At 73.8% G+C, this 12,553-nt stretch carries 17 protein-coding genes; 11 read left to right on the top strand and 6 right to left on the bottom strand.

Annotation, left to right across the window (positions count from 1 at the left end):
* The first annotated feature begins 9 nt into the window (after window positions 1–9).
* From ABT369_RS30360 to ABT369_RS30350, 3 genes are read left to right on the top strand one after another with little or no spacing between them, the layout of a single operon-like run.
* The gene (locus ABT369_RS30360) at window positions 10–684 is read left to right on the top strand and encodes a nucleoside/nucleotide kinase family protein (protein WP_350617065.1); all 675 of its coding nucleotides are present in this window, start codon (window positions 10–12) and stop codon (window positions 682–684) included.
* Between the two features lie 31 nt (window positions 685–715).
* Window positions 716–1,000: a hypothetical protein gene (locus ABT369_RS30355; RefSeq protein ID WP_350617063.1), complete on the top strand. Its 285-nt coding sequence runs from the start codon at window positions 716–718 to the stop codon at window positions 998–1,000.
* A complete protein-coding gene (locus ABT369_RS30350) occupies window positions 997–1,518 on the top strand; it encodes a hypothetical protein (RefSeq protein WP_350617062.1) in 522 nt (173 codons plus the stop codon). Before ABT369_RS30355 ends, ABT369_RS30350 begins: the two co-directional genes overlap by 4 nt.
* 4 nt (window positions 1,519–1,522) lie before the next feature.
* On the opposite strand, the gene ABT369_RS30345 is transcribed toward ABT369_RS30350, so the two are convergent.
* Both ABT369_RS30345 and ABT369_RS30340 read right to left on the bottom strand, forming a co-directional pair.
* Entirely contained in the window at window positions 1,523–2,749 is a 1,227-nt protein-coding gene (locus ABT369_RS30345) for an RNA polymerase sigma factor (RefSeq protein WP_350617060.1), read from the bottom strand.
* Window positions 2,746–3,072, bottom strand: a complete 327-nt coding sequence (locus tag ABT369_RS30340) for a YciI family protein (protein ID WP_350617059.1) — start codon at window positions 3,070–3,072, stop codon at window positions 2,746–2,748. The genes ABT369_RS30345 and ABT369_RS30340 overlap by 4 nt, the downstream gene beginning before the upstream one ends.
* 146 nt (window positions 3,073–3,218) lie before the next feature.
* Here ABT369_RS30340 and ABT369_RS30335 point away from each other — a divergent pair, with 146 nt between their 5' ends.
* From ABT369_RS30335 to ABT369_RS30305, 7 genes are all read left to right on the top strand, one after another.
* Complete coding sequence (locus ABT369_RS30335) at window positions 3,219–5,087, top strand: hypothetical protein (RefSeq protein ID WP_350617058.1); 1,869 nt, start codon at window positions 3,219–3,221, stop codon at window positions 5,085–5,087.
* A gap of 82 nt (window positions 5,088–5,169) precedes the next feature.
* The gene (locus tag ABT369_RS30330) at window positions 5,170–5,598 is read left to right on the top strand and encodes a protealysin inhibitor emfourin (protein WP_350617056.1); all 429 of its coding nucleotides are present in this window, start codon (window positions 5,170–5,172) and stop codon (window positions 5,596–5,598) included.
* 47 nt (window positions 5,599–5,645) lie between these two features.
* A complete protein-coding gene (locus ABT369_RS30325) occupies window positions 5,646–5,822 on the top strand; it encodes a hypothetical protein (RefSeq protein ID WP_350617055.1) in 177 nt (58 codons plus the stop codon).
* A 4-nt stretch (window positions 5,823–5,826) separates the two neighbouring features.
* Entirely contained in the window at window positions 5,827–6,669 is an 843-nt protein-coding gene (locus ABT369_RS30320; RefSeq protein WP_350617054.1) for a helix-turn-helix domain-containing protein, read from the top strand.
* Between the two features lie 44 nt (window positions 6,670–6,713).
* Window positions 6,714–7,328 carry a dihydrofolate reductase family protein gene (locus ABT369_RS30315; protein ID WP_350617052.1) on the top strand — a complete coding sequence of 205 codons (615 nt, stop codon included), beginning with the start codon at window positions 6,714–6,716 and terminating at the stop codon, window positions 7,326–7,328.
* Window positions 7,329–7,337: 9 nt separating this feature from the next.
* Window positions 7,338–7,808, top strand: a complete 471-nt coding sequence (locus tag ABT369_RS30310) for an NUDIX domain-containing protein (protein ID WP_350617051.1) — start codon at window positions 7,338–7,340, stop codon at window positions 7,806–7,808.
* Between the two features lie 83 nt (window positions 7,809–7,891).
* Window positions 7,892–8,728: an SDR family oxidoreductase gene (locus ABT369_RS30305; protein WP_350617049.1), complete on the top strand. Its 837-nt coding sequence runs from the start codon at window positions 7,892–7,894 to the stop codon at window positions 8,726–8,728.
* Between the two features lie 3 nt (window positions 8,729–8,731).
* Here ABT369_RS30305 and ABT369_RS30300 read toward each other — a convergent pair whose 3' ends face one another.
* On the bottom strand, window positions 8,732–9,457 hold the full coding sequence (locus tag ABT369_RS30300; RefSeq protein WP_350617048.1) for a hypothetical protein: 726 nt from the start codon (window positions 9,455–9,457) through the stop codon (window positions 8,732–8,734).
* A 26-nt stretch (window positions 9,458–9,483) separates the two neighbouring features.
* Complete coding sequence (locus ABT369_RS30295) at window positions 9,484–9,978, bottom strand: nuclear transport factor 2 family protein (protein ID WP_350617046.1); 495 nt, start codon at window positions 9,976–9,978, stop codon at window positions 9,484–9,486.
* Window positions 9,979–10,086: 108 nt separating this feature from the next.
* On the opposite strand from ABT369_RS30295, the gene ABT369_RS30290 reads away from it, so the two are divergent.
* Complete coding sequence (locus ABT369_RS30290) at window positions 10,087–11,040, top strand: TIGR03619 family F420-dependent LLM class oxidoreductase (RefSeq protein WP_350617044.1); 954 nt, start codon at window positions 10,087–10,089, stop codon at window positions 11,038–11,040.
* Between the two features lie 228 nt (window positions 11,041–11,268).
* Here the strand turns inward: ABT369_RS30290 and ABT369_RS30285 are convergent, their stop codons facing one another.
* Entirely contained in the window at window positions 11,269–12,249 is a 981-nt protein-coding gene (locus tag ABT369_RS30285; RefSeq protein WP_350617042.1) for an alcohol dehydrogenase catalytic domain-containing protein, read from the bottom strand.
* Between the two features lie 11 nt (window positions 12,250–12,260).
* The gene (locus ABT369_RS30280) at window positions 12,261–12,551 is read right to left on the bottom strand and encodes a hypothetical protein (RefSeq protein WP_350617041.1); all 291 of its coding nucleotides are present in this window, start codon (window positions 12,549–12,551) and stop codon (window positions 12,261–12,263) included.
* Between the last annotated feature and the right edge of the window lie 2 nt (window positions 12,552–12,553).

Genomic DNA, 12,553 nt, shown 5'->3' with positions numbered 1-12,553 from the left:
GCTGTACCGATGTCGGCACGGCAGCGGGTCCTCGACGGGTTGGCGCACCGAATCCTCGCGCTGCGACTGGATCACCCGGCGCGCGTGGGCATCGACGGTCACTCCGCGGCCGGCAAGACGACCCTCGCCGACGAGCTGGCCACCACCCTGCGCGGGATGACGGCGCGGCCCGTGCTGCGAGTCATGGTCGACCACTTCAAGCGGCACGTCGACCTGCGCACGCAGTATCCGCCCGGCTCGCCGGAGAGCTACTACTTCGAGATGTTCGACGTCGACGCGATCCGCGACGAGCTGCTGGTGCCGCTCGGTCCCGGGGGCAACCGCCGGTACCGCACCCAGATCATGGATTTCAGCGGTCGCACGCCCATCGACTCCGGCGTCCACGAGACCTCGCAGGACGCGATCCTGGTCGCGGACGGCGGCTTCCTGCAGAAGCCGGCCCTGGCTCGGCACTGGGACCTGCGCGTCTACCTCCACATCGAGGTCGCGGACGTGCTGCACCGCGGCACGGCCCGCGACCAGGCGTGGATGGACTCGGCGGAGGCCGCCGCCGAGCGGTATCGCACGTACTACATTCCCGGCGAGGAGCTGTACCTGGCCGAGATCCGCCCCGCCGAGCAAGCGGACATCGTCATCGACAACCGCAACTTCGAGGAGCCCCGCATCCTCCGCGACGCGCGCTAGACCTGGCGGCGGCGCCGACTATGCTGCGCGGATGGCCGAGCCTCCGAAGTCGTACTCGATTGCCGTCCGGTTGCAGCGCACCACGACCGAGGAGACGTATCTGTCCGTCCCCGTCGACGGGGCGATCATGCAGGACGAGCCGGCGGACGACGGCAACTACCGGATCGACCCCGGCAAGCTCTGGGCCGAGGCGATCCGGCTGGCCGGCGAGTCGGCCGCCTGGACCGTCGAGGACCGGCAGGTGGCCCCGCATCCGATCCAGCAGGCGCCGCCATGGATCGCCGAGCAGGTCAAGGAGCAGGGCCCGGGCGAGTGAGCCTTGCCGCTGTGCGCGCGGACGTCGCCGTCATCGACGAGCTGCTGCGGGACATCGCCAGGCGCCCGGTCGACCTGAGCGACCCGGACTGGGCGGCCAAGCTCCGGCGGGCGCCGCCACCGGTGGAGGAGGCCGGCGTGGCGGCCGAGGCGGCCGCCGCCCTGGAGGTGCTGCTGGACGCGTACGAGCACGGCGGTCCGGCGGCCCGCGAGGAGGTCCGGGGCATCTTCCGCGCGCACGGCTCCTTCCGCTGGGCCGTCCATCTGCCGAGGCAGTGGGAGTCGGCAGCGGAGTTCCGCCGCCGGCTCGTGCACGTCTCCGCGATGGACCAGGGCGCCGACCCCCGCGACGAGCTGATGACGATCTGGGGACTGTGCAACCAAGCCCGCGAGCGCGGCATCGACGTCGAGCCCGTGCTCCGCGAGGTGGCGGACCTGTCGTCCGACGCGGACCTCTACGGGTTCGGGTCGATGCGGACGCTGATCATGCGAGGGCTGGAGGAACACGACCTCGGCTAGCAAGTCACGGCGACTCTCTTCCCAGCTCGTCGCGGCGGCGCGTCAGGTACGCCGTCGCGGCCGTGTTGCTCTCCAGCTCGATGGCCCGGTCGTAGGCCGCCCGCGCCTCCGCGCTGCGGCCCAACCGGCGCAGCAGGCGCGCGCGGGTGGCGTGCAAGGCCGGGTAGCCCTCCAGCGGCAGGCCCTCCACCTGCGCCAGCGCCACCTGCGGGCCGTCGAGCTCGGCCACGGCGACGGCCCGGTTGAGCCGCACGATCGGCGTGGGTTCGAGCCGCAGCAGCATGTCGTAGAGCGCGACGATCTGCGACCAGTCGGTGTCGCGGACGTCCGGGGCGTCGGTGTGCACGGCGTTGATCGCGGCGAGGATCTGGTACCGCCCCGGCGCCTGCCCGGACGCGAGCCGCGCCCGGACCAGGGCGTGCCCCTCGGCGATCAGCGCGCGGTCCCAGGCCCCGCGGTCCTGGTCATCCAGCGGCACCAGCTCACCGATCGCCGACAACCGGGCGGCCCGGCGGGCCTCCGTCAGCAGCATCAGCGCCAGCAGCCCGGCGACCTCGCCGTCGGCCGGCAGCAGGTCCCGGACCAGGCGGGTCAGCCGGATCGCCTCGGCGGTCAGCTCGCCGCGGATCGCCTCCCGCTGCGGGTCGGAGGCCAGGTAGCCCTCGTTGAAGATCAGGTAGAGCACGGTGAGCACCCCGGTCACGCGCGCCGGAAGGTCCTCGCGGTCCGGCACCCGGTACGGGATCCGGGCCGCCTTGATCTTCGCCTTGGCGCGGGTGATCCGCTGGCCCATGGCGCTCTCCTGGACCAGGAACGCGCGGGCGATCTCGGCCGCGGTGAGCCCGCCGACCATCCGCAGCGTCAGCGCGATCCGCGTCTCCATCGCGAGCGCGGGGTGGCAGCAGGTGAAGAGGAGCCGGAGCCGGTCGTCGTCGATGGCGCCGAGCGGTTCCGGAGTGTCGGTGAGCATCAGCGCCTCCTTGTGCTTCTCGTCGCGCTTGGCCTCGCGCCGGAGCCGGTCGACGGCCTTGCGCTGGGCGGTGGTGGCGAGCCACGCGCCCGGGTTCGGCGGGACGCCGTCGACCGGCCAGCGCTCCACGGCGGCCGCGAACGCCTCGGCCGCCATCTCCTCGGCGACGTCGAGGTCGCCGATGCGCCGGGCGAGGCCGGCGACCACCCGGGCCCACTCGGCGCGGTAGACCCCGGCGATCCTCTCCTCGATCTCGGTCACAGGAACGGCCGGACCTCGACCCTCCGGTTGCACGCCTTCGACCCGCCGGAGGCGAGCCGCAGCGCCACGTCGAGGTCGGGGGCCTCGATGATCCAGAAGCCGACGGCGAACTCCTTCGTCTCCACGAACGGCCCGTCGGTGAACACCGCCTCACCGGCCCGGCTGTCGACGACCGTCGCCGTGGCCGGCCCCCCGAGGCCACCGGCGAAGACCCAGTAGCCGTCGGCCTGCAGCCGCGCGTTGAAGGCGTCGATCGCGACGTCCTCCTCCTCGGTGGCGTGCTCGGTGTTGTCGTTGAGCACGGAAATCAGGTACTGCGCCATCGGTCTCATCTCCCATCTCGGGCGGGCCCGCCGCGGGCCACCGCTCGCCCCTGCTACGAACGCCGCCACCGCGATCCGACAGAGCCGGCGAATATTTCTGGAGGAATGTTGTACGGCGAACGCCCGGACCGTGATGCTATCGGCAAGTGACGGACGGTGAGCTGCACGGGCTCCTCGCGGACCTCGCGCCCGACCGGCGCGGGGAGCGGGCGTTCGCCACCCTGGAGCGGGTCTGGCCCACCCGCCCGAGCGCGACGGTCCCGTTCTTCATGCAGCGGTTGTACGAGCTGTCGTCGCTCCCCGCCAACCGCAACCGGTCCCTGCTCGTGCACCTGATCGCCGGCATCGCGCGCAGTCACCGGCACACCTGGCCGGCCGCGCGGCTCCCGGCCCTGACCGAGTGCCTGCGGGCCGGCGTGCCGCTGCTGACCACGTTCATCGCCGACCCCGACCCGCTGGTGCGGCGGGTCGCCCCGTACGCGATCTGCGAGATCCTCACCGGCGAGCCCGGCCCCGCCGGCCCCATCCGTGAGCAGGCGGCGGCCGAGGACGACCCGCTGGCCCTGGCCGGTCAGGTGCGCGCGCTGGACGAGCTCGGCCACGCCGCGCCGCCCGGCTCGACGCCGGTGGCGTGGTTCGCGTCGTGGCTGCCGCACCCGAGCCCGGAGGTCCGCATGGCCGCCGTGGGTGCCCTGGCCCGTCGCGGGGCCGGGCCGGACGGCGCCGGCGCCGGGCTTGGGACGGTCGCCGCCGAAGCCGTGACGGCGGCCGGGACGCTCGCGTGGACGGGCTCACCGTGGCGCCCGCGCCAGGGTCACGCCTCGGTGCTCTGGCTCGCCAAGCGGCTGGCCGGACACCCTCACGAGGGCGAACGGCTGGCCCTGGCGGCGTTCGCCGACGGCACCGAGCAGGTCCGCTGGGGCGCCGCCCCGGCCGCGGCCGCCGTCCTGCACCGCTGGCGCCGCCCGCTGCCCCGGCTCTGGGCCGCCCTCGCCGACGGGCTGCGCGACCCGTCCGAGCTCGTCCGGCGGCACTGCGCCGAGGTCCTCGCGACCGGCGGCGCGGCGGTCCGCCCGCACGCCGAGCAGCTCCTGGCCGTCGCCGAGCGGGACGAGACCCCCACGGGGCTGCACGCCGTCGCCGCGCTCGCCGGGCTCGGCGACCCGCGGGTGCTGCCCGCGCTGACCCGCTGGATCGGCGCCACGACCTCCTGGCCGCGCACGATCGCCCCGGACGACCTGCTCGTCCCGTTCCGCGAGCACGCCGGGGCGCTGCTGCGCACCATCCGCGCCGTGCTGCGCCGCGACCCGTGGGACTGCCGCCCGCACCTCGCCGCGCTGGCCGCCTGGGGCGCGGCCGCCGCGAGCGCCGTGCCCGAGCTCGTCGCGCTCCTCGACACCCGGCACGCCGCGCGGGCCTGCGCCGTGCTCGGCCGTATCGGGCCGGGCGCCGCGACCGCCGCCGAGGTCCTGGAGCGGCTGGCGACCGGCCGCCGGCACCCGAAGGCGCACTCGTCCGCGTGGCCCGGGACGCAGGACGCGGCCTGGGCGCACTGGCGGGTCACCGGCGAGCCCGGCGTCGCGCTCGCGGTCATCGGGCGGGCGGTCCGGCGCGGGCCGGGCCGCGCGATGCTGCCGTACCTCGCGGACCTCGGCCTGCTCGCCGCGGCGCACGCCGAGAACGTGCGGCGCCTGCTCGACGTCCCGGGCGGCTGGACCCGGACCGAGGCCGCGCACGCGTGGTGGCGCATCACCGGCGACCCGGCCCCGGCGGTCCCCGTGCTGTGCGCCGTCATCGAGCCGCTCCGCCGCCGCGAGTCCAGCGCCGTGATCCGCGCGGCCGTGCGCCACCTCGGCGCGATCGGCGCTGCCGCCGCGGGCGCGCTACCGTTGCTGGACGACGTTCTGGCGGGCGACCGGCGCACCGTCGACCCCCGCGGCCGGCACGCGATCCTCGACGACGACGCGCTCGTCGGTGCTGCCCGCAGTACACGTGATGGTTTGCAAAGCGCCTGAAACCGAACGGGCGCATCCCGTCGCGTGGTGTGCTCAGGGGAGAGGGCGCCGATCGGCGGGGCCGTAAGCACGGGGGTGCACCATGGGACGGACGTTCGCACGCAACGCAATCGTGACCCTGGCCCTGACCGGTGCGGTGGCGGCCGCCGCACCCGCAACTCCGGCCGCAGCGGCCCCGGGCATGATCCCCATCGGGCTGGCGAGCAAGATCGTGCTGGAGCGCTCCGGCGGGTTCGCCGGCGAGCAGACCGCGTTCGTGGTGGACCGCAGCACCGCCGGCGGCAGGCCCGCGCTGCGGATGGCCGGCAGTGTCAGGTTCCTGCGGCTGCGCCCCGCGTACGAGCCGAAGAACCCGTGCTGCGACCGGTACGCGTACCGCATCACGGTCACCTACCGCACCGGGTTCCACAAGTCCGTGTCGACCGTGCAGGGCACCAAGGCCCCGCGGATCCTCTGGGACACGATCGGGCAGGCCGAGCGGTACGGCGTCCGCCCCCTCGCGCCCCGCTGACGCCGCGGCTCTTGCCGCCGGCCGGTCGTCGCGGTCAAATGAACGCGATGAACTCCCTGCCCCTGGCCTCGCCGGTGCGCGCGAGCGTCGAGGTGTCGGCGGACAAGCCCGACCGCGTGTGCTTCGCCTACGACGCGGGCGCGACCGACCCGGCCCGCTCGGGCCGCGTGGAGGTCCGCCTGCGCACCGCCCAGGCCGCCCGCATCGTCCAGCTCCTCGCGTAGGTTCATGGAGTACGTCAGCCGGGTGCCCGCGCCGCCGCTCGATCGGTACATCGACGACGTGTACTGCCTCCGCGGAGTGTCGCGGCACCGCCGGATGAACGTCCCGCCGATGCCCTCGGCCCACCTGTTCCTCAACCTCGGCGGCCCCGTCCGCCTGTGGGACTCCGACCCCTCGGCGGCACCCGCCGTGCTCACCGGCGGCTGGTTCATGGGCCTGTGGACCAGGCGGTTCCGGTTCGAGTACCCGACCCCGGTCCACCTGCTGGGCGTGCACTTCAAGCCCTGGGGCGTCTCCCCGTTCACCGACCTCCCGGCGATCGAGCTGTGCGACCGCTGGGTCCCGGTCGACGAGGTCTGGCGGCACTCGCTGGACCGCCTGCGCAACCGCCTCGGCGAGCTGGCGACGCCCACCGAGGCGCTGCGGCTGCTGGAGGACGAGCTGCGCGCGAGGCTGGCCGACTCCCCGGCGCGCGGCCTGATGCTGGTCCAGCACGCCGGCGCCCGGCTCGAGTCCCTGCACGGCACCGTCCCGGTCGCCGCGCTGGCCGGCACGGAGGGCGTCAGCGCCAACCACCTGACCATCCAGTTCAAGGAGCACGTCGGGGTGACCCCGAAGCGGGTGGCCCGGATCTACCGCTTCGCGCGGCTGATCCTGTCGGTGGACGCGGACCGCCCGGTCGACTGGCCGGCCCTCGCCCACGCCGCCGGCTACTTCGACCAGGCCCACTTCAGCCGCGAGTTCAAGGACTTCACCGGGCACACCCCGACGCAGTACCTGGCGCTGCGCCGCCGATTCCCGGCCGAGCCCGGGTTCGCGCCGGACGCCGGCCCGATGCCCGCCGAGTGATTTTCTACAAGCCGGCCCGGTGCCGGTCCGGCACGATGGTCCCCGTGGGCACAGTGATCATGCACAACGTGGTTTCCCTGGACGGGTTCATCGCCGACGAGCAGGACGGCGTCGGGCCGCTGCACGATTGGTACTTCAACGGCGAGGTCCCGCTCCTCGACCCCGACAAGGAGAGTTTCGACCATTCCGGCTCCGGCAGCGCCATGAAGATCTCGCGCGCGTCGGCGCCCTACGTCCGGGCGATGTGGTCGAAGATCGGCACGATCATCATGGGCCGCACCCTCTTCGACCTCGTGAACGGCTGGGAGGGCAAGCCCCCGGCCGGCGACCACGTCGTCGTGGTGTCCCATCGCCCGAAGCCGGAGGGCTGGCACCCCGAGGCGTCGTACCACTTCACCGACAACGTGCACGACGCGATCGCGAAGGCCCAGGAGCTGGCCGGCGACCGGACCATCGCCGTGAACGCCGGCAACGTCGGCAGCCAGATCTTCGCGGCCGGCCTGGTCGACGAGGTGGCCATGGACGTGGTGCCGGTCGTGTTCGGCTCCGGCAAGCCCTTCTTCGCCGGCGTCGAGGGCCGGCACCTCCTGGAGGACCCGCACGTGCTCATCCAGGGCGAAGGGGTGCTGCACCTGTGCTTCAAGGTGCGCACCACCTAGTTTGGCGGGATGGCCGACTTCACCGCGACGCTGCCCCGCAAGCGCATGGGGGCCGGCATCGTGTTCTCCGACGGGGCCGGCCGCGTGCTGCTGGTCGAGCCCGTGTACAAGCCGCACTGGGAGATTCCCGGCGGCGCCGTGGAGGCCGACGAGTCGCCGCACGCGGCCGTCGTGCGCGAAGTCCGCGAGGAGCTCGGGCTGGCGGTCGAGCCGGGCCGGCTCCTGGTGGTCGACTGGGTTCCGCCCCGGCCCGACCGCACCGAGGGCCTGATGCTGCTCTACGACGGTGGCGTCCTGACCCCGGATAGCACCGCGTGCATGCGCCTGCCGCCGGAGGAGCTGCGAGGCTGGGCGTGGTGCACGGGGGCCGAGGCCGGACAACGGCTGTCGGACCTGCTGGCCCGCCGGATGGACGCGGCGATCCGGGCCCGCGGCGACGGCAGCACCGCGTATCTGGAGAACGGTCTCCTCGTCGTCTGACGGTGTTTCCGCAGCTCGACGCGCATATGCGAACACCGTGTTCGCGTTTGCGGGGGCGCGGCCGGGCACGCTAGTCATGACGGATGCGGATACTTGTCACGGGGGGAACCGGAAACGTCGGGCGGCTCGTCGTCGGGCACCTGCTGCGGGCCGGGGCCGACGTCCGGGTCCTCACCCGGCGCGCCGACCCCGCCCTGCCCGACGGCGTCGAGGTCGTCCGCGGCGATCTGGCGGAGCCCGGCAGTCTTCGATCCGCCTTCGCCGAAGTGCAGCGGGTGTACCTGTTCCCGCACCCGGCCACCGCCGAGCACGTGGTGCGGCTCGCGGAGCGGGCGGGAGTGCGGCGCGTCGTCACGCTCTCGTCCGGGGCGGTCACGACCGGCCACGACACGAACTTCCATCTCCCCGTCGAGCGGGCCGTCGAGGCCTCCGGCCTGGAGTGGACCCACGTCCGGCCCGGCGAGTTCATGCTCAACGCGCTCTGGCTGTGGGGCCCGTCGATCCGGGCCGAGCGCGTGGTGCGGGACCCGTTCCCCGACTGGGCCGGGCACCCCGTCCACGAGCACGACATCGCCGACGCCGCGGCCGCCGCGCTGCTCGGGGACGGGCATGAGCACAGGGCGTACACCGTGAACGGCCCCGAGCAGATCAGCCGGCGCGAACAGGTCGGGGTGATCGCCGACGCGCTCGGCGAGGACCTCCGGTTCGAGGTGGTCACGCCGGCCCGGGCCCGGGAGATCTACCTGGCGCAGGGCGGGTTCGCGGCCGCCTCCGCCGACTTCCTGAGCGGCTTCGAGTCCTACTCGGGACCCGGCGAGGCGCCGATCGAGGCTCCGCGCACCCCTGTCCGGGACGTCACGTGGAAGGCGGAGCGGACGTTCGCCACCTGGGCGCGCGACCACCTCGCCGACTTCCGGTGAGGGTCAGTCGTCGGAGGCCACGATCTGCGTCACCAGGCCGCTCGCGCGGTGCAGCAGCACGAACTCGTGGAACTCGCGGTGGACCCAGCCCCAGTCGTGCAGGGCGGCGCGGCCGAGGTGGGGCAGGCGGAAGACCTCGTCGGCGGTCTGCAGCGGCCGGTAGACCTGTCGTCGCATCTCGGCCCGCAGGCGGTCCGGAACGCGGAACTGTTCGGCCCATTCCCGCACCCGTCGCTCGGCGCCGTCCCGGTGCATCCAGCGATACGACGACGCCGTGATGTGGTCGCGGCGGTAGGGGCCGTGCAGTTCGGGGGCGGTGCCCGGCCGGCCGGCATAGTGGTCGCCGAATCGTTCGTCCGCGATCAGCGCGGACAGGACGGCTCGGTCGTCGCTCGTGGTGCCGAGCAGGCGGAAGCGGTGGATATGGACCCATCGGCGAGTGTCGTCGGCGAAGTTGATGAAGGCATGGTCGAGGTGCCTGAGCCTGATGGCCGCGGTCCGGGTCGCGGGCGGGAGAGCGCCGCGCAGCCGCAGCCGCATCCGGCCGCCCGCGTGCCAGAGCACGTCACCGGTGACCGTCGTGCCGATGGCGGGCAGTTCGGTGCCGCGGGGGAGCGTCGTGAACTCGGCGAGCCCGATCGACGCGGGTTCCCCGGCGACGCGGACGTACACCCCGAGCCGCCGGTGGCCGATGACCGCTCCGGCGAACGGCGAGCCGACTGGCAGCATCGGTGCAGCGTAGCCGGGGACGCGCGTCAGGGGGTGAGCAGCCGGTCGCGGAGGCGGTAGATGTGGTCCTCGCGGTCCCGGCGTCCGGCCGGGCCGGGGCCCTCGCGGGGAATGAACGCCCCGGCGTCCGAGCGCGTCCACTCGCGCGACGCGAAGCGTTCCAGGATTCGCCACTCGCCGCAGCGGCGCTCCATCACGTCGACGAAGCGGAAGCCGCTGGTGAAGTTCAGCTTCGGGTCGTCCGACGGCGTGCCCCAGTGGACCGCCATGCCGTACGTCTCCGACAGCGCCCGATCGCCCACGACCTCCACGAGGTGGTTGGCCACCAGGTGCTGCGTGCCGTCGAAGCCGCGCACCTTCGGCTCCACCCACGCGATGTAGTCCTCGATCGGGCCGTCGAAGCCGGTGTGGTGGTCGATCCCGCCGGGGTGGTAGCAGGACCGGACCAGCTCCATGTCGAGCCGGTCGATGCCCCGGCAGTAGCGGCACACCACCGCGCGGATCGCGTCCTCGTCAGTCATCAAACCTCCTCGGTCAAGAGCCTGGTGTGAGCCAGGCCCGCACGGCTAAGCTACCAAGCACTTGCTTGGTTAGGGAATCTGTTGGCTGGCAACGGAAGCGGGGTCGCGATGGCGCGGTTGGGCTTCAATCTCATGGGCATCGACGAGCTCTACGGCGGGCGGTTCGCCGGGCTGCTCGAGGCGGCCGCGCTGGCCGACGGGATGGGCGTCGACCTGCTCGTGCTGCCCGACCACGTGACGATGAGCGAGCGGGCGCACCGGGAGCGGGTCGCGCTCGGCTTCCCGTACCCGATCGCGACCAACTGGTACGAGCCGCTGACCGCGCTCGCGGCCGTCGCCGGTGTCACCGGGCGGGCCCGGCTCGGCACCAACGTGCTCGTCGCGCCGATCCGGCCCGCCGTCCTGCTGGCCAAGCAGCTCGCCACCCTCGACGTCATCTGCGGCGGGCGGCTCGACGTCGGGCTCGGGGTGGGGTGGCAGGAGGAGGAGTACCGCACGACCGAGCGCGCGTTCGAGGGCCGCTTCGGCTATCTCGAGGAGCAGGTCGCCGTGTGCCGGGCGCTCTGGGGCGGCGGGCCCGCGGCGCACGCCGGCCGGTACCTGGCGTTCACGGACCTGCACAGCATGCCGGTCCCGGTGCAGGGCGCCGATCTGCGGCTGTCGTTCGGCTTCAACCCCACCCCGCGGGCGATCGAGCGCATCGTGCGCCACGGGCTCGGCTGGTGGGCGGCGCCGATGCCGATCGAGGACTTCCGGGCCGCGGTCGCCGGGATTCGTACGGCGTGCGAGCGGGCCGGCCGGGACCCGGGCTCGGTCACCGTCACCGCGGCCACGACCCTCGTGGCGCACGAGATGACGGCCGAGGAGGCCGGCGTGGCGCCGGTGCTCGAGGAGGCCGAGCAGCTCTGGGACGCGGGCGCCGACTGCGTGATCGTGCACCCGATCGCCTTCGTCAAGGGCCCGGAGGAGCTGCCGGCCTTCCTGCAGCCCCTCCTCGACGCGCGCGACGCTCACGCCGTCACCTCCGCAGGCTCCGGTGCCGGCGCGAGGGACCTGTGTTGATGGTGAGCGGCCCCTCCGCTTCGCTTCGGACCGCTCACGCTTCGACGACCACCTTGAGCTGCCCCGGGCGCGGGGCCGCCGCGCGGTCGCGCGAGGGACCTGTGTTGATGGTGAGCGGCCCCTCCGCTTCGCTCCGGACCGCTCACGCCGTCACCTCCGCAGGCTCCGGTGCCGGCGCGAGGGACCTGTGTTGATGGTGAGCGGCCCCTCCGCTTCGCTCCGGACCGCTCACGCTTCGACGACCACCTTGAGCTGCCCCGGGCGCGGGGCCGCCGCGCGGTCGTAGGCCTCCTGGACGCGGGTCATCGGCAGGCGGTCGGTGACGTAGGCGTCCAGGAGCGCCGGGTGGTCGCGGAGGTACTGCTGCGCCAGCCGCAGCACCCGCGGCCGGTCCTTGGTCGTCCCGGCCCGCAGCGTCAGATCCTTGCGGAAGAACGTGTGCATCGGCACCGGGTACACCAGGTCGTCGGGCACCCCGAAGTAGTAGACGAGCCCGCCGCCCGCCACCGCGTCGATCGCGCACGTAAGGGTGCCGACCTGGTGCCCGATGGACTCGACCACGACCTGCGGCCGGTCGCCCGGGCCGAGCGACTCCGCCCACCGGTCGCAGGACGCGTGCACGAACTCGCCGACGCCGAACGCCGGGGCCTCGGCCGAGCGGTCCACGCGGTCGACCCCGGTGACGAAGGCGCCGCGCGACGTGAGCACGTGGCTGAACAGCATGCCGATCGGGCCCTGACCGAGCACGGCGACCCGCTGCCCGGACACGTCGCCCATCCGCTCGACCGCGTAGATGACGCAGGCGAGCGGCTGGGCGACGATCGCCTCGGCCGGGGGCAGCCGGCCGTCGCCGGGGACGAGCGAGTCGCCCTCGGTGACGACCAGCTCGGCGATCGCGTCCTGGCCCAGGGCCCAGCCGACGGCGGTGTCGCCCGTGGCGAAGCCGGGGTGGCGGGACGCGATCACCTCGCCGACGACCTCGTGCATCGGGCAGCCCGGGCCCGGCGGCGCGCCGTCCGGATGGTTGCCCAGGCCGCCCTGGCGCTGGATGGCGCCCTTGAACAGCGGCATGTCGCTGCCGCAGATCGCGCCGGCGCGCACCCGCAGCAGCACCTCGCCGGGGGCGAGGGCCGCCGCGAGCGGCGCCGGCACGGTCACGTGGGCGAATGTCGAGGGAGCCACGAGCCGGGCCGCCCACATCTCGCGCATGACTGCACTCCTTAGGTGCGCATCGATTCGACGTACCGCCGGATGACCTCGATGCCGTCGAACAGCTCGGTGAACGTCCACTCGCGGGGCGCGTCCGGGGCCGCCCGCAGCATCGCCCGCAGTGCCTCCTCGCTGGCCGCGTTCGCGACGATCATCCGGCCGCCGCCGGCCATCGAGTACAGGCAGTCGAACGTCCCGTCGGCCAGCCGCGCCGAGATCCACTCGACGGCCGCGTCGGCGATGCGCAGGCCCAGCTCCGGATCGACCGGCCCGTGGTGCCCGATCGCCAGGTACTTGCCCATCG

Source organism: Dactylosporangium sp. NPDC000244, from assembly GCF_040300725.1.
In the GTDB taxonomy this organism is placed as follows: domain Bacteria; phylum Actinomycetota; class Actinomycetes; order Mycobacteriales; family Micromonosporaceae; genus Dactylosporangium.
This window is presented reverse-complemented; position numbering and strand designations above follow the sequence as displayed.